Origin of the sequence: Microbacterium sp. SA156 (genome assembly GCF_049065455.1) — a bacterium.
GTDB lineage: Bacteria > Actinomycetota > Actinomycetes > Actinomycetales > Microbacteriaceae > Microbacterium > Microbacterium barkeri.
The window spans coordinates 251060-270454 of record NZ_JBAKGU010000003.1; the positions used below are offsets into that span (position 1 = coordinate 251060).

Below are 19395 nucleotides of genomic sequence, written 5' to 3' on the forward strand. Positions count from 1 at the left end.
CCTGGGCGGAGGACGGCCTCAGAACAGTCGGGGGACGCCCGACTCGATGCCCTTCATCTCCTCATAGTCGAGGGTCAGGCAGCGGATGCCGCGGTCCTCTGCGAGCACGCGGGCCTGCGGCTTGATCTCCTGGGCAGCGAACACGCCCTGCACGGGTGCGAGATGGGGGTCGCGGCCGAGCAGCTCGAGGTACCGCGTGAGCTGCTCGACGCCGTCGATGTCGCCGCGGCGCTTCACCTCGACCGCGATCGCGACGCCGGCCGAGTCGCGCACGAGGAGGTCCACGGGCCCGATCGCGGTGGGGTACTCCCGGCGCACGAGGGTCGCGCCGGTCGCGATGAGATCGACCTGCTCGGCGAGCAGGCGCTGCAGGTCGGCCTCGACGCCGTCCTTGATGAGGCCGGGGTCGACGCCGAGGTCGTGCTGCGTGTCGCTCAGCACCTCGTGGATGCGCACCGTCAGGGCGTCGCCGGTCTTCTTGTGCGTGACCTTCCACACCTGCACGACCCCGGCCGAGGCGAGCTCCTCATCCGGCTCGACGACGTCGAGACGGCAGGGCGGGCTCATCCAGTTCAGCGGCTTGTACGAGCCGCCGTCCGAGTGCACGAGCAGGCTCCCATCGCCCTTGTGCATGAGCACGCGCGTGGCGAGCGGCAGATGCGCATTGAGTCGACCGGTGTAGTCGACGGAGCAGCGGGCGATGACGAGACGCACCGCACGAGCCTAACCGTCGAGAGGGGCTCTGGAGCGCCTCAAGATGCATGCCGCAGAGGGCATTTCCCAGGTTTTCGGCAGGATCACGCGGATCGGCACCTAGAATGGAGCGAAACCCCGCACCTGACCCGCCGCGCGCGACGAGCCAGAGGAGATGCCTATGCTCGTGCTCCTGGCGATGTTCGCGGGCGGAGCGCTTCTGCTTCCGGTTCTGGCGAAGTGGCTCGGAGCGCGGGTCTTCTGGGTCGCGGCCCTCTTCCCCCTCGCGGCGCTCGTGCATGCGGTGGTCGTCTCGCCCCGTGTGATCGAGGGCCCCATTCCGTTCGAGTCATACACCTGGATCGGGCCGCTCGACGTCGCGCTCTCGATGCGGATGGACACGCTGAGCTGGGTCATGACCCTGGTCGTGACCGGCGTGGGCGCGCTCGTCATGCTCTACTGCCGCGTGTACTTCCGCGGCAAGACGTCGGGTCTGGGCCGCTTCTCGGCGGTGCTCCTCGCCTTCGCGGGGGCGATGTACGGGCTCGTGCTGACCGACGACGCCGTCATGCTCGTCATGTTCTGGGAGATGACGAGCATCCTCTCGTACCTCCTCATCGGGCACTATCACACACGTGCCGCGAGCCGCCGTGCTGCCCTGCAGGCGCTCCTCGTGACGACGCTCGGCGGCCTGGTCATGTTCGTCGGCGTCGTGATCCTCGTCGTGGTCGCGGGCACCACGAGCCTGTCGGGCATCCTCGAGCTCGCGCCGACCGGCCCGCTCGTCGATGTGGCGCTCGTGCTCCTGCTCGTGGGCGCCGTCAGCAAGTCGGCGCTGTTCCCCCTGCATTTCTGGCTTCCCGGTGCGATGGCCGCGCCGACTCCGGTCAGCGCCTACCTCCACGCCGCCGCCATGGTGAAGGCGGGCATCTACCTGCTCGCCCGGTTCGCCCCCGCCTTCGCCGAGAGCGACCCCTGGCGCCCCGTGGTCGTCACGCTCGGCGTCGTGACGATGATCCTCGCCGGCGTCCAGGCGCTGCGCGAGACCGACCTCAAGCGCATCCTCGCGTTCGGCACGGTGAGCCAGCTCGGGTTCATCTCGACGGTGATCGGCTTCGGCGCGCGAGACACCGCGCTCGCGGGCATCGCGCTCCTCCTCTCGCACGCGCTGTTCAAGTCGGCCCTCTTCCTCGTCGTCGGCGTGATCGACCGTCAGCTCTCGACGCGCGACATCGACGAGCTGAGCGGTGTCGGCCGTCAGGCGCCGACGATGGCGGCCCTCTCGATGGTCGCCGTCGCGACGATGGCCGGCCTGCCGCCGACCCTCGGGTTCGTGGCGAAGGAGGCCGCCTTCACGGCGCTCCTCGACGGGGCGCTCGCGGGCGACGTCTGGGGTCTCATCGCCCTCGTCGGCGTCGTCCTCGGATCGGCGCTCACGCTCGCGTACGGCATCCGCTTCGTCTGGGGTGCGTTCTGGACGAAGCGCGACGCGAGCGGCGCGCAGCGGGAGCAGACGCACTGGCCCGATCCGCCGCTCGGGTTCCTCACGTCGCCGCTCATCCTCGCGTCCCTCGCGCTCGCGGGCGGGCTCGTCGCACCGCTCCTCGACGACGTCCTGTCGGGCTATGCCGACACCGCCCTGGGCGACGGGCACTACCACCTCGCGCTCTGGCACGGTCTCGAGCCCGCGCTCCTGCTGTCGCTGCTCACGATCGTCGCGGGCGCCGGAGTCTTCTGGGTCGCGCGCCGCACCGGCTGGGATGCATCGGGCCGCGTCCTGCGCATCCAGGCGGCCGACGTCTACTACGCGACGACCCGCACGGTCGACCGCCTGTCGGTCGCGGTGACCTCGATCACCCAGCGTGGGTCGCTGCCCCTGTACGTCGGGACGATCTTCGTCGTGTTCGTCGCCGCGGAGGGGACCGTGCTCCTCGCCGGCCACGAGTGGCGCGTCGCGCTCGACGCGTGGCAGCACCCCGTGCAGCTCGCCGCCGCACCGCTCATGATCGCCGCGGGCATCCTCGCGGTGCGCGCGCGGAAGCGCTACACGGGCGTCGTGCTCGTCTCGGTCACGGGGCTCGGGATGGTCGTGCTCTTCGCGGTCGAGGGAGCCCCCGACCTCGCGCTCACGCAGGTGCTCGTCGAGGCGATCACCCTCATCGCCTTCGCGCTCGTGCTGCGCCGACTGCCGTCTCGGCTCGGAAGCCACAACGACTCGGTGGCCCCCGTGGCGCGCGCCGTCCTCGCGATCGCGGTCGGCATCACGATGGCGGTCGTGGCCGTCCTCGCCTCGAGTGCGCGCATCCACGAGCCGATCTCGACGGCGTGGGGCGAGATGGCCTACGAGATCGGCCACGGCCGGAACATCGTGAACGTCGCCCTCGTCGACCTGCGCGGATGGGACACGATGGGCGAGCTCTCGGTGCTCGTCCTCGCGGCGACCGGCGTCGCGTCGCTCGTGTTCGTCACGCACCGCTCCGACACGCTGCGCTCGACGACCCGGAAGCTCCCGCGGGCCGCGCGCAAGGCGGGCCGCACACGCCCGCTCGTGGAGACGACGGATGGGATCCGCACCGAGACGAGCGCCAACCGCGACCGGCCGCGCGCGTGGCTCGTCGGCGGACAGCGGATGAGCCGCGAGGCGCGCTCGATCCTGCTCGAGGTGATCGTGCGCATCCTCTTCCACACGATCATCGTCGTGTCGCTCTATCTGCTCTTCGCAGGCCACAACCTGCCCGGCGGCGGATTCGCGGGCGGGCTCGTCGCCGGCATGGCGCTCGTCATGCGGTACATCGCCGGCGGGCGATACGAGCTCGGTGTCGCGGCGCCGGGCGACGCCGGCCAGCTGCTGGGCATCGGGATGGTGCTCGCAGTGGGGACCGCGGTCGTGCCGCTGCTGTTCGGACTCGACCCGCTCACGCGCGGGGTCTGGGAGGCCGATCTGCCGCTCGTCGGCCACGTCGAGTTCGTCACGTCGACGATCTTCGACATCGGCGTCTACCTCGTCGTCATCGGGCTCGTGCTCGACGTCCTGAGGAGCCTCGGCGCCGAGGTGGACCGCCAGCTGCGCACCGAGAAGGATGCCCAGGAGCAGACGGCGGTGACCCGATGACCACCTCGTTCACGCTCATCGCGATCATGGCCGGCCTGTACGCAGCGGGCGTCTACGCGATGCTCGAGCGGAGCCTCACGCGCGTGCTCATCGGCTTCCTGCTCCTCGGCAACGCGACGAACCTCCTGCTGCTGACCGTCATGGGGTACCCCGGGGTCTCGCCGTTCTACGGCGACGACGGGCCGCAGAGCGATCCGCTCCCGCAGGCCCTCATGCTCACGGCGATCGTCATCACCTTCGCCGTGAGCGCATTCCTCCTCGCGCTCATCTACCGGTCGTGGCAGCTCGGCCGGGCCGACACGGTCGAGGACGACGAGGAGGACCTCTCGCTGCGCGAGCGCGCGATCCAGACGGAGGACGTGCTCGAGGTCGAGGAGGAGGACGCGGAGACCGGCGACGAGTCAGTCACCGACTTCGTGGGCGTCGCCGCGTCGCCCATCACGCTCCTGCACGCGGCGGATGCCCCGGGCCTGCAGGATGACGCCCCCGTCGACATACCGGATTCGGAATACAGACGCCGCGCCGATCAGGACGACCGAGGGGAGGAGAGCCCGTGAGCAACCTCGTGCCGCTCCTCGTCGCCATCCCGCTCCTCGGGGCGGCCCTGACCCTCATCTTCGGCCGCCGGCGCCGGCTCCAGGTGACGCTGTCGATCCTCACGCTGAGCGTGACGTTCGTGCTCGCGGTCGTGCTCCTCATCGCGGTCGATCTCGGCACGCCGCTCGCCGTGTCGGTCGCCGGATGGCCGCTGCCGTTCGGCATCGTCCTGTACGTCGACCGGCTCGCGGCCCTTCTCGTCGCCGTCTCGAGCGTCGTGCTCCTCGCCGTCCTCCTCTTCTCTGTCGGCCAGGGCGCGGCGGACGGCGACGACGAGACCCCCGTCTCGATCTTCCACCCGTCGTACCTCATCCTCGCGGCGGGCATCTTCAACGCCTTCATCGCGGGCGACCTCTTCAACCTCTACGTGGGGTTCGAGATCCTGCTCGTCGCGTCGTACGTGCTCATCACGCTCGGCGGCACGAAGGCGCGGATCCGCTCGGGCGTCGTCTACATCGTCGTCTCGCTCGTGTCGTCGATCCTCTTCCTGTCGTCGATCGCCGTGATCTACGGCGCGCTCGGCACCGTGAACATGGCGCAGATCGCCGAGCGGATGGTCGAGCTCCCCTCCGACGTGCAGCTCGTCATCCACGTGCTGCTCGTGCTCGCCTTCGCGATCAAGGCGGCCGTCTTCCCGCTGTCGTTCTGGCTGCCCGACTCGTACCCGACCGCGCCGGCACCGGTCACGGCCGTCTTCGCGGGCCTCCTCACCAAGGTGGGCGTGTACGCGCTCATCCGCACCGAGACGCAGCTCTTCCACGACTCCGACATCAACGCGCTGCTGCTCGTCGTCGCCCTCGCGACGATGCTCGTCGGCATCCTCGGCGCCGTGGCGCAGGCCGAGCTCAAGCGCATCCTCTCGTTCACGCTCGTGAGCCACGTCGGCTACATGATCTTCGGGCTCGCGATCGCGACCGAGGAGGCCGTCGGGGCGACGATCTACTACATGGTCCACCACATCGTGGTGCAGACGACCCTCTTCCTCGCGGTCGGCCTCATCGAGCGCCGCGCGGGGTCGACGTCGATCCTCAAGGTCAAGGGCCTCTTCGCGGCGGCGCCGCTGCTCGCGGCGCTGTACTTCATCCCCGCGCTCAACCTCGGCGGCCTGCCGCCGTTCTCGGGCTTCATCGGCAAGTTCGCCCTCTTCGAGGCGGCCGCCCGCGTGGGCACTCCGCTCATGTACGTCGTCATCGCGGGCGGCATCATCACGTCGCTGCTCACGCTGTACGCCCTCATGCGCGCGTGGAATCTCGCGTTCTGGCGCGAGGAGGAGGACTCGACCGAGACCGAGGCCCGCATCTCGCACCTCTCCGACGCCCCCGCGGCGGGTGTGCAGACCGAGCGCCGGGTCATCCCGCGGATCATGACGACCGCGACGGTCGGGATGGTCGCGGTCACGGTGGGCCTGACCGTCTTCGCGGGCCCGCTCTACGATGTCTGCGAGCGGATCGGCCAGTCGCTGCTCGAGCCGATCTCGCTCGTCCAGCTCGAGGACGTGGAGGGCGGAGCATGAGCCCGGCAGCTCCCCGTACCCTGCTCAGCCGGGTCTGGCGGCAGCTTCCGTTCTTCGTCTGGCTCGTCGTCCTCTGGATGCTGCTCTGGGGCCAGTTCACGGTGCTCGCCGCGGTCACGGGACTCGTCATCGCGCTGTTCGTGACGACCGTGTTCCGCCTGCCGACGGCCGAGCTCTCGGGACGCGTCAACATCTGGTTCGGCGTGGTCTTCGTCGTCGTCTTCCTCGCATCGCTCGTCCGCGGTGCGCTCACCGTGGCGTGGCAGACCCTGACGCCCGGGCAGCCCGGCGCCGCGATCATCCGCGTCCCGCTGCGCATCGACGACGACCTCGTGATGACCCACACCGCGGTCGCGACGTCGCTCATCCCGGGATCGCTCGTCGTCGAGGCCGATCGCGAGAACCGCGTGCTGTATCTGCACGTGATCGGCGTCCGCTCGGCGGCGGATGTCGAGAGCCAGCGTGCGTCCGCCCTCCGCTGGGAGGCGCGCGCCGTGCGCGCGGTCGGCTCGCGCGAGGATGTCGCGCTCATCCGGGACGGCGCACCTGCCGTCGAGGACCGCATCGCGCAGGGAGGCGCCCGATGAACCCGCTCGTCATCGCCATCCTCGCGGTCTTCGCGATCGCTGCCGCGCTCACGATCGTGCGGATGGTCGTGGGCCCGTCGATCCTGGATCGCGCGGTCGCGAGCGATGTGCTGCTGAGCATGGTGCTGTGCGTTCTCGGCGCGGAGGCGGTCATCAACCAGCACACGCGCACGCTGCCGATCATGCTCATCATCGCCGCGATCGGCGTCTTCGGCTCGATCGCGGTGGCCCGGTTCGTCGCGCGGAAGGAGCAGGACCGGTGAGCGGCGACGAGATCCTCGACACCACGGCCCTCGTTCTCGTCCTGGTGGGGGCGCTGCTGTGCCTCACGGCCGCGATCGGCCTCCTGCGCTTCCGCGACGTGCCGTCGCGCCTTCACGCCGCGACGAAGCCCCAGGTGCTGGGCCTCCTCCTCATCGCGATCGCGGCCGCGCTGTCGCTGCGGTCGTGGGCGGCCGTGGCGATGCTCGTGCCGATCGTCGTCATCCAGATGGCGACCGCGCCGCTCTCGGCGCACATGGTCGGCCGCCAGGCGTACCGGAACAGGACGATCGACGAGGAGAGCCTCTTCGTCGACGAGCTCGCCGCCGACGCCCGTTCGAGCGACGAGCTCGCGAGCCCGCCCCATCCGCGAGACTAGCGCTCGTCGTCGAGGCTAGTGCTCCGTGCGCGGGTCTCGACGACCGGGGCTAGTCTCGACGGCCGGGGCTCAGCTGGCGAGTGCGTAGCCGAAGGCCGAGGCGACGCCCGCGTTCGTCACGGAGCCGCCGAACACGTTGAGTCCCTTCGCGAGGGCGGGGTCGGCCTGCGCGGCCGCATGCCAGCCGCGGTCGGCGATGGCGGCGATGTAGGGCAGGGTCGCGTTCGTCAGAGCCCGCGTCGACGTCTCGGGCACGGCGCCGGGCATGTTCGCGACGCAGTAGAAGAGGCTGTCGTGCACGGGGAACGTCGGGTCGTCGTGCGTCGTCGCGTGCGAGCCCTCGAAGCACCCACCCTGGTCGATCGCGATGTCGACGAGCAGCGATCCGGGCTTCATCGCGGCGACCATCTCGTCGGTGACGAGCTTGGGGGCGGCTGCCCCGGGGATGAGCACCGATCCGATCACGAGGTCGGCGCGCTCGAGCGCCTCCCCGATCGCGTACCGCGTCGAATGCCGCGTCTGCAGGGCTCCGCCGTAGCGGTGCTCGAGCTCGCGCAGACGCGGCAGGCTCACGTCGATGACGGTGACCTGCGCGCCGAGGCCGAGCGCACTCGCCGCGGCATGCTCGCCCGCGACACCGCCGCCGATGACGACGACCTCGGCGCGCGGGGCGCCGGCGATGCCGCCGAGCAGCATCCCCCGGCCACCCTGCGGCCGAGTGAGGTGATAGGCGCCGACCGCGATCGAGAGGCGTCCGGCGACCTCGCTCATGGGCGTGAGGAGCGGGAGCGACCGGTCGGCGAGCTGCACCGTCTCATACGCGACGGCCGTCGTGCCGGCCGCCATGAGCGCGTCGGTCAGCGGCTGGTCGGCGGCGAGGTGGAGGTAGGCGAACAGCGTCAGGTCGTCGCGCAGGTGGCCGTACTCCGAAGCGATCGGCTCCTTGACCTTGACGAGCAGCTCGGCGTCGCCCCACACCGTCTCCGCGTCCGGGACGATGCGGGCGCCTGCGGCGCGGTAGTCGTCATCCGAGAAGTGCGATCCGGCCCCCGCGCCCGCCTGCACGAGCACCTCGTGACCGCGATGGACGAGGGCGTCGGCGCCCGCCGGCGTGAGGGCCACGCGGTTCTCGTTGTTCTTGATCTCGGTGGGGATTCCGATGCGCATGGTGGGGCTCCTGGTCTCCGTCGACGGCGTGCGGCCTCGTGAGCCGCTCTCCTTCGATGCTCGCAGGATCATCGCCCGAGGTCATCCGGTCCCGAAGATCCTTCGGAAAGATGGCGGATGTCGCTACGCTTTCGTCCATGGACGGCCCCGGACGCGACCCGCGATCGAAGGATGTTCGAACCGAGCGGCTGGACGACCTCGATGCCCGCATCCTCGCCATCCTCGAGCGCGAGGGGCGCATCACGAACGCCGACCTCGCGGCGGCTCTCGACATCGCGCCCTCGACCGCCCACGCGCGCATGCGCTCGCTCGTCGAGCGCGGCGTCATCACCGGCTTCCACGCCAGCGTCGACCAGGAGCGCCTCGGGCGCGGCCTGCAGGCGATGGTCGGCGTCACGCTGCGCCCCGGGTCACGACATGACAGCATCGTCGCGTTCGCCGACGAGGTGCGGCGCCTGCCGCAGGTCGTGCAGCTGTTCTTCATCGGCGGCGCCGACGACTTCCTCGTCCACATCGCGGTCGAGCGCGCATCGGACGTCCGGCAGTTCGTCGTCGACCATCTCTCCGCGCAGCCGTCGGTCGCGACCACGCGCACGAGCATCATCTTCGAGTACCACCGCAACGCCGTGGCAGCGCCGTTCCGCTGACTCGCGCGGGCGGCCATCCTGTTGCGCTCTGTGTCGCCTGGTTGGCGGGTCGGCGGCGGGTCTGCCTACCGTGGAATCCCTGCACCCGAGGAGCTTCACATGGCATTCCGCATTCGCACTCTGGCACCCCTCGCCGTCGTCGGCCTCCTGGCCGTTGCCGGCTGCGCCTCCGGTGGCGGCGACGCCGCCGAAGAGCCCGCCGCGGAGACCCGCGGAACCGAGGCCGACCCCGTTCAGCTCGGCGTCGTCGGCGCGAGCGAGCCCTACTGGGCCGTCTTCGAGGCCGCGGCCGAGGAGGAGGGCATCTACGTCGACATCGTCGACTTCACCGAGTACACGCAGCCCAACCCCGCGCTCAGCGAGGGCGAGCTGGACATCAACCAGTTCCAGCACATCCTCTACCTCGCCGACTACAACGTCTCGGCCGGAGACGACCTGCAGCCCATCGGCTCGACGGCCATCTACCCGCTCGGCCTCTACTCCGACAAGTACGACAGCGTCGAGGACATCCCCGAGGGCGAGACGGTCATCGTGCCGAACGACACGACGAACCAGGCCCGCGGCCTGCTCGTCCTCCAGTCGGCGGGCCTCATCGAGCTGAAGGATGGCGGCAGCCCCTTCTCGACGCTCGAGGACGTCGTCGAGGACGAGTCGCGCGTGAAGGTCGAGGGCCTGGACGCATCGCTCATCGGCACGTCGCTGCCCGACGTCGCGGCCGCGATCATCAACAACGACTTCCTGGAGAACGCCGGTCTCACCGGCGAGGACGCGATCGCGTCGGACGACCCGTCGGACCCCTCGGCGCTCCCGTACGTCAACATCTTCGCGACGCGCGCTGAGGACGTCGACGACGAGGTGCTGAACAAGCTCGTCGAGATCTACCAGACCAACCAGGACGTGCTCGACGGCGCTCAGGAGAGCGCGAGCGGCACGGCCGAGTTCGTGCAGACGCCCAAGGAGGAGCTCCAGGCGTCGCTCGAGGAGGTCCAGGAGCAGGCGCAGAGCGCCGGCTGACCGACCCCGCCGCGTTACGATACGCGGGTGGCCCGAGGCCGCCCGCGTATCGCGCTTTCCGAGAGCCGAGGAGCCATGCCGCACATCACGATCTCCGATGTCACGAAGAGCTATCCGCCGCAGCGGCGCGGCGACGGACCGGTGGTCGCCGTCGACGGCGTCTCGCTCGAGATCGAGCGGGGCGACGTGTTCGGCATCATCGGCTACTCGGGGGCCGGCAAGTCGACCCTCGTCCGGCTCATCAACGGCCTCGAGCCGGTGACGGCCGGCTCGATCGACGTCGACGGCACCGACATCACGGCCATCCCCGAGCGCCGGCTGCGCGAGGTGCGGCAGGGCATCGGCATGATCTTCCAGCGCTTCAATCTGCTGCGCTCGCGCACGATCAGCGGCAACGTCGCGTATCCGCTTGAGGTGGCGCGGATGCCCCGGGCCGAGCGCGCGAAGCGGGTCGCGGAGCTTCTCGAGTTCGTCGGGCTCGCGGACAAGGCGAATGCGTACCCCGAGCAGCTCTCAGGGGGCCAGCAGCAGCGCGTCGGGATCGCCCGCGCGCTCGCCGCGAACCCGGGCATCCTGCTCGCCGATGAGGCGACGAGCGCCCTCGACCCGGAGACGACCGACGAGGTGCTCGACCTGCTCGCGCGAGTGAACCGCGAGCTCGGCATCACGATCGTCGTCATCACGCACGAGATGGATGTCATCGCGCGGATCGCGAACAAGGTCGCGGTCATGGAGCGCGGTCGGGTGGTCGAATCGGGCCTGACGTACGACGTCTTCACGCGTCCGCAGACGGAGACGGCCAAGCGCTTCGTGCGCACGGTCGTCCGCGCGCTTCCCGATGGGGACGCCCTCGCGGCGCTCCGGACGCAGCACGAGGGCCGCTTCTTCACGATCTCGTTCACGGACGAGGGCGCGTCGGAGGCCCGCGTGTTCGGCGCCCTCGCGCGAGCGGGGGTCGACTTCAACCTCGTGCACGGCGGCGTGGACGACATCCAGGGACGCGTGTACGGCCTCCTGACGATCGCCGTGCGCGGCGACGAGCAGGCCGTGCGCGGCGCTCTCGCCGAGATCGGCGACGGCGTCACGGTGACGGAGGTGGCCGCGTGAACGACATCCTGGAGCAGATCGGCGATATCTTCCCGGAGCTCGTCGAGCAGACCGGCATCATGCTGTGGCTCGTCGCGGCTGCGCTCCTCATCGGCGGCCTGGCCGGCCTCGTCATCGGCACGGCCATCTTCGTGACCCGCCGCGGCGGCGTGCTCCAGCAGCCCGTCGTCTACTGGGTGCTGAACATCCTCGTCAACACCTTCCGGCCCATCCCGTTCATCATCTTCATCGCGGCGCTGCAGCCGCTTGCGCGCGCGGTGGTCGGAAAAGGCATCGGCAACGAGGCGGTGATCTTCGCGATCTCGATCGCCGCGACGTTCGGCATCGCGCGGATCGTGGAGCAGAACCTCGTCACGGTCGACACCGGGGTGATCGAGGCGGCCCGCTCGACCGGCGCCGGTCCGTGGCGCATCATCCTCACCGTGATCCTGCCCGAAGGACTCGGCCCGCTCGTGCTGGGCTACACCTTCGCCACGATCGCGATCATCGACATGTCGGCCGTCGCGGGCATGATCGGCGGCACGGGCCTGGGCAACTACGCCATCGCCTACGGCTATCGTCAGTTCGATCCGGTCGTGACCGTCGGCGCGCTCGTGATCATCATCATCGTGACGCAGCTTGTGCAGGCGATCGGCAACGGTCTCGCTCGGCGCATCCTGCGGCGCTGAGGCGGGCCTCCGAAGCGCCGGAGGCCCGCCTCGGAGGTCGTCAGGCTCCGCTGTTGACCATCCACTGCACGCCGAAGCGGTCGGACAGCATGCCGAACCAGTCGCCCCACGGCGCCTGCTCGAACGGAACGACCACGCTGCCGCCGTCGGCGAGCTTCTCGAAGATGCCGCGGAGCTCCTCGGCGTCGCCGTCGAAGATCGTGACCGACAGGTTCGCGCCCTCGTCGCGCGGCATGCCGGTCGGGGTGTCCGAGGCCATGAGCGTGAAGCCGTTCTCGAGCTCGAGCTGGCCGTGCATCACCTTGTCGGCATCGGCCTCATCGAGCTCGGGGCTGGGGTACTCGCTCATCTTCGAGATGTTGAGCGTGCCGCCCAGCACGCTCTGGTAGAACTCGAGCGCCTCCGCGGCGTTGTCGACGAAGCTGATGTAGGGCGAGATCTTGAAGGCCATGGGATGTCCTCTCTCCGCCGGGCCCGCTGCCCGGATCCGAGATGAGGATGGCACGGGGCGCCGACATCCGGAAGGCCGTCTCGTGAACGCATCTCGGCCATCCGCTCGGTTGTGATCTGAGACGATGGGATGTTTGCATCTGAATGGACGAGTGAGGAGAGACGCCCATGGCGCTCAGCGATGACGACCGCAGATACCTCGACCTGGCGATCGAGCAGGCGCAGATCGGCTGGGACGAGGGAGGCATCCCGATCGGGGCCGTGCTCGTCCACAAGGGGGAGGTGCTCGCGGTCGGCCGCAACCGCCGCGTGCAGATGGGCAGCGTGATCCGGCACGGCGAGACCGACTGCCTCGAGAACGCGGGTCGTCTCCCGGCACGCGTGTACCGCGAGAGCGTGCTCTACACGACCCTCTCGCCGTGCTACATGTGCGCAGGCACCGCGACCCTGTACGAGATCCCGCGCATCGTCATCGGCGAGAACCGGAGCTTTCAGGAGTCGGAGGCGTGGCTCGCGTCGAACGGCAAGGAGCTCGTGATCGCCGATGACGAGACCTGCATCGCGCTCATGAGCCGCATGATGAGCGAGCGGCCCGAGCTCTGGGCCGAGGACATCGGGGTCGACGCATGACCACGGCCGCACGCGACACGCAGGCCGCGGTCGATGTCGACTACCCCGTCAGCCCCGTGCCGGCGTCCGCGCGCAAGAGCTTCTTCTCGCTCGTCGTCGTGCTTCTCGGGTTCACGATCTTCACCCCGACGATGCTCGCGGGCGCCGAGCTCGGGACGGCCTTCGGCCTGCGCGATCTGCTCCTCGTCATCCTCGTCGGATCGGCCGTGCTCGGCGCATATGTCGCGACGCTCGGCTGGATCGGCGCGCGCACCGGCCTGACGACGGTCGTCATGGCGAGGTACTCGCTCGGGACGACGGGCTCGAAGCTCGCCTCGGTCCTGCTGGGCGGCACGCAGATCGGATGGTACGGCGTGGTCGTCGGCACCATCGGCGACTTGACGGCCCAGGCGTTCAGCTGGGATGGATACGGCCCGCGCGCCGCGATCATGATCGCCGTCAGCGCGCTGATGTGCCTCACCGCATGCTACGGATACCGGGGCATGTACTGGGTGTCGCTCGTCTCGACCCCGCTCATCCTCATCCTCGCGGTGTGGGTCGTGTTCCGGTCGCTCGACGAGGTCGGCGGCTGGTCGGGGCTCGCGGCGATCCAGCCGGAGGGGTCGATGACCCTCGCGGTCGCGATCACGACGGTCGTCGGCACGTTCGTGTCGGCGGGGACCCAGGCGCCCAACTGGACGCGCTTCGGCCGCACCGGCCGACAGGCGGTGTGGGCGTGCGTGATCGGATTCCTCGTCGGCAACGGCCTCATGATCCTCTTCGGGGCGATCGGCGCCATCACCTTCGGCGAGGGCGACTTCGTGCTCGTGCTGTACCAGCTCGGGCTCGTCGGCTGGGGGCTCTTCCTCCTGTTCGGCAACCTGTGGAAGTCGAACGCCGACGCCGCGTATTCGTTCGGCGTCGCGGGCGCCGCGCTGTTCGAAAGGCCGAGCAAGCTGCCGTTCGTCGTGGTGGGCTCGGTCATCGGCACGGTCCTCGCGCTCCTCGGCGTCAACGCGCACCTCCCGCAGTACCTGTCGCTGCTGGGCGTCTTCATCCCGCCGCTCGGCGGCGTGATCATCGGCGACTACCTCGCACGCTGGCGCCGCACGCAGATGCCCGAGGGACAGACGCTGCCGCGTCTGAACGTGCTGAACCTCGTCGTGTACGCGGTCGCGAGCGTCCTGGCGTGGGGCTCGGGGGTCCTCGAGATCGGCATCCCGCCCGTGATCGGCATTCTCGCGGCGACCCTCCTTACGATGGCCGTTTCCCCGCTCGCACGCCGGAGGGCATGAAGGCGCGGCTCGACCCGACCTAGGGTGAGGCCATGGACATCCTCGGCATCATCGGCGTGATCGGGATCGGTGTGGCCGGCCTCATCTGGCTGGGCGCGATCATCTACGCCATCGTGAAGACCATCGCCGACCCCGCCATCGGCGGTGTGCTCAAGCTGCTGTGGATCATCGTGATCCTGGCGTTCCCGCTCGTGGGGCTCATCATCTGGGTCATCGCGCACGACCGGATCAACGCGAGCATCGGGCGCTGATCCGGTACGACGAAGCGGCCCCTCCGATCGGAGGGGCCGCTTCGTCAGGACTGCATTTCGACTCGCTGCGCTCGCTCAATGACCGGGCAGCTCGCTGCGCTCGCCGGGCTCAGTCCGTGCCGGTGTCGAACGCGGCGGACTCGCCCGCGGCGTCGAGCGCCTCGTCGGCCTCCGTGCCGGCCGTGATCTCCTCGGCCTCGCCCTTCTCGAGGGCGCCGATGAGCTCGCCGGTCGTGCCTCCGATGAGGCCGCGCGAGACGTAGCCCTCGAGGCGCGAGCGCGAGTCGGCGATGTCGAGGTTGCGCATGGTGAGCTGGCCGATCCGGTCGGTCGGGCCGAACGCCGCGTCGCCGACGCGCTCCATGGAGAGCTTCTCGGGTGCGTACGACAGACCGGGGCCCTCGGTCGCGAGGATCGTGTAGTCCTCGCCGCGGCGCAGGCGCAGGGTGACGGTGCCGGTGATCGTCGAGCCGACCCACTTCTGGATGGACTCGCGCAGCATGAGCGACTGCGGCTCGAGCCAGCGGCCCTCGTACATGAGACGGCCGAGGCGGCGACCCTGCTCGTGGTACGTCGCGAGGGTGTCCTCGTTGAGGATGCCGTTCACGAGGCGCTCGTAGGCGATGAAGAGGAGCGCCATGCCCGGCGCCTCGTAGATGCCGCGCGACTTCGCCTCGATGATGCGGTTCTCGATCTGGTCGCTCATGCCGAGGCCGTGGCGGCCGCCGATGCGGTTGGCCTCGAAGACGAGCGCGACCGGGTCGGAGAACTCGACGCCGTTGAGCGCGACCGGGCGGCCGGCGTCGAACGTGACCGTGACGTCCTCGGTCTCGATCTCGACGGCCGGGTCCCAGAAGCGGACGCCCATGATGGGCTCGACGGTCTCGAGCGAGACGTCGAGCTCCTCGAGGGTCTTCGCCTCGTGGGTGGCGCCCCAGATGTTCGCGTCGGTCGAGTACGCCTTCTCCGCGGAGTCGCGGTAGGGGTAGTCGTGCGCGACGAGCCATTCGCTCATCTCCTTGCGCCCGCCGAGCTCGGAGACGAACTGCGCGTCGAGCCACGGCTTGTAGATGCGCAGGCGCGGGTTGGCGAGCAGGCCGTAGCGGTAGAAGCGCTCGATGTCGTTGCCCTTGTAGGTCGAGCCGTCGCCCCAGATGTCGACGCCGTCCTCCTTCATCGCGCGCACGAGCAGCGTGCCCGTGACCGCGCGCCCGATGGGCGTCGTGTTGAAGTAGGTGCGACCCGCCGAGCGGATGTGGAACGCGCCGCACGCGAGGGCTGACAGGCCCTCCTCGACGAGCAGCGGCTTGCAGTCGATGAGGCGCGAGGCCTCCGCGCCGTAGGTCAGGGCGCGGCCGGGGATCGACTCGATGTCGTCCTCATCGGGCTGCCCGAGGTCGCCGGTGTAGGTGAACGGGATGGCGCCCTTGTCGCGCATCCACGCGACCGCGACGGAGGTGTCGAGACCCCCGGAGAAGGCGATGCCGACGCGCTCGCCGACGGGGAGGGATTCCAGGACCTTCGACATGCTCTCCATCCTAGAGCCGCGCGGCTCTCCGCCCGATTCGGCGGCCATCCGGCGCTACGCGATCGGCGTGCGCTCCTCGGGGAGCCGGCCGGCGGCCATCCGCTCGGTCGCCGTGCGCGCTGCGCGCCAGCGCCCCACGCCGATGACGGCCGCGCCGATGACGCCCATGGCCGCGGCGATGCCGACGATGTACAGCGCGACCCCTCCGTATCCGCCCTGGAGATGCGGATCGAGGAACGGATACGGGTACCACCAGGGGTTGCCGGTCGCCGGCCCCGTGATCGCGTTCGCGCGGAGCAGCGTGTACACGGCCCAGACGACGGGGAAGGCGATCACGACGGCCAGCGCGCGCCAGGGTAGGGCGCCGCGTCGCGGGGCGACGAGCACATCGGCGAGCAGGAAGAGCGGGCCGACGACGTGGAGCACCTCGTTCGCCCACGCGACCGAGGTCGTCGGGTCCTCGATGCCGCGAAGGAGGATGTTGTAGACGACGCCCGTCACGATCATGTACGTCGAGACGCAGGCGAGCAGAAGCGACAGCCCCGCTGGCTCGCGGCGGCCGTCGCGACCGCGGGTCCACGTCCAGATCGCGGCGACCACGAGCAGGATGGCGCTCGAGAGGTTCGACTCGATCGTGAAGTAGCTGAAGAAGTTCGAGATCACGGTCGGCAGGTGAGACGCGTGCGCCTCCGTCTTCGTCAGCGCGTTGCCGACCGTCCGCGAGAACTGCGCAGCGGTCGCCGAGACCAGGGCGATCGCGGTCGCGACGCGCGCGATCTGCCATGCCGTGGTCCAGGCGCGCGAATCTGCGGTCATGCCGCCGAGACTATCCGCCGGGCGGGGCAGGGCGGGAGCACCGCGCGGCTCAGCTCGAGAACGCCTCCGTGAGCGCGGGAGCGTGCGCGAACAGCGCAGGAGCGCCGCCCGTGTGCAGGAACAGCACGTCCTCGTCGTCGGAGTACGCGCCGGAGCGGACCCCGGCGATGAGCGCGGCCGCCGCCTTCCCCGTGTAGACCGGGTCGAGGAGGATGCCCTCGGCGCGCGCGAAGAGCTGGATGGCCTCGGTTCCGCCCTCGGTCAGGACGCCGTAGCCCGGGCCGATGTGCGCCGCGTCGAGCCAGGGCGACTCCGCGGGCTCGCGCCCGAAGAACCCGAGCACCTCGCGCGAGATCCACTCGACGGTTTCGGTCAGGGCGTCGACCTCGGGCGAGACGGCGACGCCGTGGATCCGCGGGCGACCGGCGCCGGGAAGCAGCTCGCGGGCCGCGAGGAGGCCCGCATGCGTGCCGCCGCTGCCGTTCGCGAAGACGATCTCGTCGAAGGTGCGGCCGCTGTCGGCGAGCTCCGCGTACGACTCGAGGTACCCGAGGGCGCCGACCGGCGTCGAGCCTCCCGTCGGGATGAGGTACGGCCGGAGGCCGTCCTGCCGCAGCTGCGCGACGACCGCGTCGGCTGCCGCGATCTCGGGGTGCGCGTCATCCGCCGTCTCCTCGACGAGCACGACCTGCGCCCCGAGCGCTCGGTCGAGGAGCACGTTGCCCGAGCCGCGGTACTCGGGCGTCGCGTCGGCGGGCACCCGCAGCACGAGGACGCACTCGAGCCCGGCCTTGGCCGCGGCGGCCGCCGTCTGGCGGGCGTGGTTCGACTGGCCGGCGCCGACGGTGACGATCACGTCGGCACGGTGCTGCCGTGCGTCGGCGAGGAGGTACTCGAGCTTGCGCGTCTTGTTGCCGCCCAGCGCGAGACCCGTCAGGTCGTCGCGCTTGACCCAGAGCCGTGGACCGCCGCCCAGCTTGTCGCGCAGGCGGTCGAGCGGCTGCAGCGGCGTCGGCGCGACCGCGAGATCCTCGCGCAGGGTGCGGAGGTCTCGGATGGCCGGATCCGCGACATCGAGGAAGAGCGGGTCGAGGAGCGCATCGGCGGTCATGCCCGTCAGCATAGGCCGCATCGTCAGGGGATTCCGAGCGTTCCCTGCGACCTCATCAGGCTCCGCGCAGGCCGTTCTGAGCCCGCACAGGGGCACCGCCGGGGCGCGGCCTGTTCTCTGGATGCCTGGATGCAGGGTGCATCCGGGGAGGAGGCATCATGGAAGCGATCCTGCAGGCGCTCGTCGCCCTTCCGCTCATCGCGGTCGTCGCGGCGCTCGCGCTGGAGCCGCTCGTCGACGAACCGGCCTGACGGTCAGGTGGTCGGCTGCGGGTTCTGCGGAGCGCCCGGCTGCTCGCGGCCATCCGAGACCCACAGCGGGTCGAACGAGCGGTGCGCCGTGACCCGGTCTGCGATGCCGTCGAGTCGCGCGACGACCTCCGGGTCGAGGCGCACCCCGACGGCGCCGAGGTTCTCGTCGACGCGGTCGGCGAAGCGGGTGCCGGGGATGGGCACGACCGGGAGCCCCAGCTGCTCGCCCTTCGCGGAGAGCCAGGCGAGCGCGAGCTGTGCGGGCGTCACGCCGGATTCGGTCGCGAGGTCGCGGACCTCGGCGAGGATCGGCGCATTGGCTGCGAGCGCCTCGGGCGCGAAGCGCGGGAACTTCGGCCGCCCGTCGCCCTCGACCATCGCCGCGGCGTCGAACGCGCCGGTGAGCCACTGCCTGCTGAGCGGGGAGTAGGGCACGAAGCCCACGCCGAGCTCGCGCGCTGCCGAGACGACGTGCGCTTCGACGTCGCGGCTGACGATGCTCCACTCGCTCTGCACGGCGGCGATCGGATGGACGGCAGCGGCCCGGCGCAGCTCGTCTCCGGTGGGCTCCGAGAGGCCGATGTGGAGGACCTTGCCCTCCTGCACGAGCTCCGCGAACGCGCCGACGGTCTCCTCGATGGGCACGTTCGGGTCGACGCGGTGCTGGTAGTAGAGGTCGACGTGGTCGGTGCCGAGGCGGCTGAGGCTGAGGTCGATCTGCTCGCGGATGTGGGCGCGGTCGCCGCGCACCGACCTCTCGCCGATGCGGCCGCCGGGCACGATGCCGCACTTCGTCGCGAGCTGCACCTCGTCGCGACGCGTGGCGAGGAGCCGCGAGATGATGCGCTCGCTGCGGCCCTCGCCGTACACGTTCGCGGTGTCGATGAACGTCACGCCGGCGTCGACCGCGTGCGTGAGCGTGCGGAGGGCGTCGTCATCGGAGATGGGGCCGTACACGTCGGTGAGGGACATGCCGCCGTATCCCTGCGGTGAGACGCGCAGGCCGTCTCCGAGGTCGACGAAAGCGGATGTCCGAGTGTCGGTTGCGCTCACGAACGCGAGCGTACCGGCCATCCACCCCGGTCGGGGCCGTCGGCAGTCGAGGCAGTCAGCAAGGGTGTGCCGTGGTGGGTCAGGTGCGGATGCGGGTGAGGGTGCGGCGGATGCGGGTGCGTATGCGGGTGGTGGATCCTTGTGCGGGGCGGGGTGTGCAGTCGCGGTCGATCCAGCGGGGCGGGACGATGTAGGGCACGCCGTGGTGCATGTGGATGTTCCAGCCGGAGGTGTCGAGGTGGTGGTGGTGCCACCAGCAGAGCAGGACGCCGTTGTCGGTTTCGGT

The 19395-nt window shown here is 70.3% G+C and carries 20 protein-coding genes and 1 pseudogene; 13 read left to right on the forward strand and 8 right to left on the reverse strand.

Features of this window, described 5'->3' with window-relative positions; translation table 11 throughout:
• Positions 1-18 precede the first annotated feature (18 nt).
• On the reverse strand, positions 19-714 hold the full coding sequence (gene nucS / locus ACOWU6_RS04715; protein WP_282978287.1) for an endonuclease NucS: 696 nt from the start codon (positions 712-714) through the stop codon (positions 19-21).
• A 160-nt stretch (positions 715-874) separates the two neighbouring features.
• Between nucS and ACOWU6_RS04720 the strand changes: the two genes are divergently transcribed.
• From ACOWU6_RS04720 to mnhG, 6 genes are read left to right on the forward strand one after another with little or no spacing between them, the layout of a single operon-like run.
• Positions 875-3805, forward strand: coding sequence for a Na+/H+ antiporter subunit A (locus tag ACOWU6_RS04720; RefSeq protein WP_421074886.1), 2931 nt, complete (start codon positions 875-877; stop codon positions 3803-3805).
• Entirely contained in the window at positions 3802-4362 is a 561-nt protein-coding gene (locus tag ACOWU6_RS04725; RefSeq protein ID WP_271172462.1) for a Na(+)/H(+) antiporter subunit C, read from the forward strand. The genes ACOWU6_RS04720 and ACOWU6_RS04725 overlap by 4 nt, the downstream gene beginning before the upstream one ends.
• The gene (locus ACOWU6_RS04730; RefSeq protein WP_324013406.1) at positions 4359-5915 is read left to right on the forward strand and encodes a Na+/H+ antiporter subunit D; all 1557 of its coding nucleotides are present in this window, start codon (positions 4359-4361) and stop codon (positions 5913-5915) included. Before ACOWU6_RS04725 ends, ACOWU6_RS04730 begins: the two co-directional genes overlap by 4 nt.
• A complete protein-coding gene (locus ACOWU6_RS04735) occupies positions 5912-6502 on the forward strand; it encodes a Na+/H+ antiporter subunit E (RefSeq protein WP_282978282.1) in 591 nt (196 codons plus the stop codon). Before ACOWU6_RS04730 ends, ACOWU6_RS04735 begins: the two co-directional genes overlap by 4 nt.
• Positions 6499-6765, forward strand: a complete 267-nt coding sequence (locus ACOWU6_RS04740) for a monovalent cation/H+ antiporter complex subunit F (RefSeq protein WP_271172459.1) — start codon at positions 6499-6501, stop codon at positions 6763-6765. The genes ACOWU6_RS04735 and ACOWU6_RS04740 overlap by 4 nt, the downstream gene beginning before the upstream one ends.
• The gene (gene mnhG, locus ACOWU6_RS04745; protein WP_421074887.1) at positions 6762-7142 is read left to right on the forward strand and encodes a monovalent cation/H(+) antiporter subunit G; all 381 of its coding nucleotides are present in this window, start codon (positions 6762-6764) and stop codon (positions 7140-7142) included. The genes ACOWU6_RS04740 and mnhG overlap by 4 nt, the downstream gene beginning before the upstream one ends.
• Positions 7143-7211: 69 nt before the next feature.
• On the opposite strand, the gene ald is transcribed toward mnhG, so the two are convergent.
• Positions 7212-8309 (reverse strand): alanine dehydrogenase, encoded by a 1098-nt coding sequence (gene ald / locus ACOWU6_RS04750; RefSeq protein ID WP_421074888.1) that lies wholly within the window; start codon positions 8307-8309, stop codon positions 7212-7214.
• 137 nt (positions 8310-8446) lie between these two features.
• Between ald and ACOWU6_RS04755 the strand changes: the two genes are divergently transcribed.
• The 4 genes from ACOWU6_RS04755 (at position 8447) to ACOWU6_RS04770 (ending at position 11745) form a co-directional block, all read left to right on the forward strand.
• Positions 8447-8956 carry an Lrp/AsnC family transcriptional regulator gene (locus ACOWU6_RS04755; RefSeq protein WP_271172452.1) on the forward strand — a complete coding sequence of 170 codons (510 nt, stop codon included), beginning with the start codon at positions 8447-8449 and terminating at the stop codon, positions 8954-8956.
• A 99-nt stretch (positions 8957-9055) separates the two neighbouring features.
• On the forward strand, positions 9056-9970 hold the full coding sequence (locus ACOWU6_RS04760) for a MetQ/NlpA family ABC transporter substrate-binding protein (protein ID WP_271172451.1): 915 nt from the start codon (positions 9056-9058) through the stop codon (positions 9968-9970).
• Positions 9971-10045: 75 nt separating this feature from the next.
• The gene (locus ACOWU6_RS04765; RefSeq protein ID WP_421074889.1) at positions 10046-11077 is read left to right on the forward strand and encodes a methionine ABC transporter ATP-binding protein; all 1032 of its coding nucleotides are present in this window, start codon (positions 10046-10048) and stop codon (positions 11075-11077) included.
• Between the two features lie 59 nt (positions 11078-11136).
• Positions 11137-11745 (forward strand): methionine ABC transporter permease, encoded by a 609-nt coding sequence (locus ACOWU6_RS04770; protein ID WP_421074896.1) that lies wholly within the window; start codon positions 11137-11139, stop codon positions 11743-11745.
• 40 nt (positions 11746-11785) lie between these two features.
• Here ACOWU6_RS04770 and ACOWU6_RS04775 read toward each other — a convergent pair whose 3' ends face one another.
• Positions 11786-12196 carry a VOC family protein gene (locus ACOWU6_RS04775; RefSeq protein WP_271172449.1) on the reverse strand — a complete coding sequence of 137 codons (411 nt, stop codon included), beginning with the start codon at positions 12194-12196 and terminating at the stop codon, positions 11786-11788.
• Between the two features lie 167 nt (positions 12197-12363).
• Here ACOWU6_RS04775 and ACOWU6_RS04780 point away from each other — a divergent pair, with 167 nt between their 5' ends.
• Genes ACOWU6_RS04780 through ACOWU6_RS04790 form a run of 3 tightly spaced genes read left to right on the forward strand, consistent with a single transcriptional unit; the run spans position 12364 to position 14350 of the window.
• Positions 12364-12825 carry a nucleoside deaminase gene (locus tag ACOWU6_RS04780; RefSeq protein ID WP_421074890.1) on the forward strand — a complete coding sequence of 154 codons (462 nt, stop codon included), beginning with the start codon at positions 12364-12366 and terminating at the stop codon, positions 12823-12825.
• Positions 12822-14099, forward strand: a complete 1278-nt coding sequence (gene codB / locus ACOWU6_RS04785) for a cytosine permease (RefSeq protein WP_421074891.1) — start codon at positions 12822-12824, stop codon at positions 14097-14099. The genes ACOWU6_RS04780 and codB overlap by 4 nt, the downstream gene beginning before the upstream one ends.
• 32 nt (positions 14100-14131) lie before the next feature.
• On the forward strand, positions 14132-14350 hold the full coding sequence (locus tag ACOWU6_RS04790) for a PLDc N-terminal domain-containing protein (protein ID WP_271172448.1): 219 nt from the start codon (positions 14132-14134) through the stop codon (positions 14348-14350).
• Positions 14351-14459: 109 nt separating this feature from the next.
• Here ACOWU6_RS04790 and argG read toward each other — a convergent pair whose 3' ends face one another.
• The 5 genes and pseudogenes from argG to ACOWU6_RS04815 form a co-directional block, all read right to left on the reverse strand.
• Positions 14460-15878, reverse strand: coding sequence for an argininosuccinate synthase (argG, locus tag ACOWU6_RS04795; RefSeq protein ID WP_271172447.1), 1419 nt, complete (start codon positions 15876-15878; stop codon positions 14460-14462).
• A gap of 54 nt (positions 15879-15932) precedes the next feature.
• A complete protein-coding gene (locus tag ACOWU6_RS04800) occupies positions 15933-16694 on the reverse strand; it encodes a Pr6Pr family membrane protein (RefSeq protein ID WP_282978276.1) in 762 nt (253 codons plus the stop codon).
• Between the two features lie 49 nt (positions 16695-16743).
• Positions 16744-17805 (reverse strand): D-cysteine desulfhydrase family protein, encoded by a 1062-nt coding sequence (locus ACOWU6_RS04805; RefSeq protein ID WP_421074892.1) that lies wholly within the window; start codon positions 17803-17805, stop codon positions 16744-16746.
• A gap of 254 nt (positions 17806-18059) precedes the next feature.
• Positions 18060-19109, reverse strand: coding sequence for an aldo/keto reductase (locus tag ACOWU6_RS04810; protein ID WP_421074893.1), 1050 nt, complete (start codon positions 19107-19109; stop codon positions 18060-18062).
• 79 nt (positions 19110-19188) lie between these two features.
• Positions 19189-19395: pseudogene (locus ACOWU6_RS04815) on the reverse strand (HNH endonuclease); the annotation flags it as partial.